This is a genomic window from Massilia sp. DJPM01 (assembly GCF_030348125.1).
In the GTDB taxonomy this organism is placed as follows: domain Bacteria; phylum Pseudomonadota; class Gammaproteobacteria; order Burkholderiales; family Burkholderiaceae_D; genus Telluria_A; species Telluria_A frigida.
In genome coordinates, this window is the sequence record NZ_JAQOZV010000204.1 from 1 (window position 1) to 778 (window position 778).

General features: G+C 57.8%; 1 protein-coding gene. It reads right to left on the reverse strand.

Annotation, left to right across the window (positions count from 1 at the left end; all coding sequences use genetic code 11):
• Positions 1 to 642, reverse strand: a 642-nt coding sequence (locus PO883_RS34675; protein ID WP_289313831.1) for a transposase, incomplete at its 3' end; no start/stop codon positions are given.
• Positions 643 to 778: the final 136 nt, after the last annotated feature.

A 778-nucleotide genomic window follows, 5' to 3' on the forward strand; every position in this document is an offset into this window, starting at 1 on the left:
CCTTGCCGCGATCTTGCGCGTGGCGTCGGCCATGACGGTGAGACGGTCTTCGCGCCGCTTGATTTCCTCGGGCAAGTTGGCGCCGTCTGGAACGTCGGCCTGATCGGCCTGTTCGGCCAGCGCCAGTAGTTCCTGCACTTCCGCCTTGAGTTGCACTTCAAGTTTTTCAATATGACCGTGCGACAGGGCGCTATGACGGGAGGCGTTGGCATGAATCTTGGTGCCGTCGAGGCTTATCGTGCCCAACTTAAGCAGATGCATTTCCTTGGCCAATTCGAGCACCTGCATAAACACGTCTACGACCTCTGCAAGGAAGCGCCGCCGGAACGTGGCCAGGGTGTCATGATCGGGATGGCTGCCCGCCGCAATGAAACGAAACGCGACGGAGTCGTACGTCGCGCGTTCGAGTCGGCGGCTCGAGAAGATGCCGCTGGCGTAGCCGTACACCAGAATCCCAAGGAGCATGGACGGGTGATACGCCTTCGACCCGCGTCCCGCATATCGACGCGTCAGATTCGATAGATCCAATTGGTCGATGACCTCGACGATGAACCGTGCGAGATGATCTTCGTTGAGCCAATCTTCCAGCGACGGTGGCATCAGATAGGCGGTCTTGCGGTCGACGAGGATGAATCCGGACATGATGGGCGTGCGAAATTGCGAAGACAATATTTTCTCATGCGCAGGTTGAATTAGCACAAGAAAAGGTCGTTGACTTCGGCCCGGGCAAGCGGACGATGTGACTTCGATTACGGCTCAAAGCCCGACAGGCTGCTAG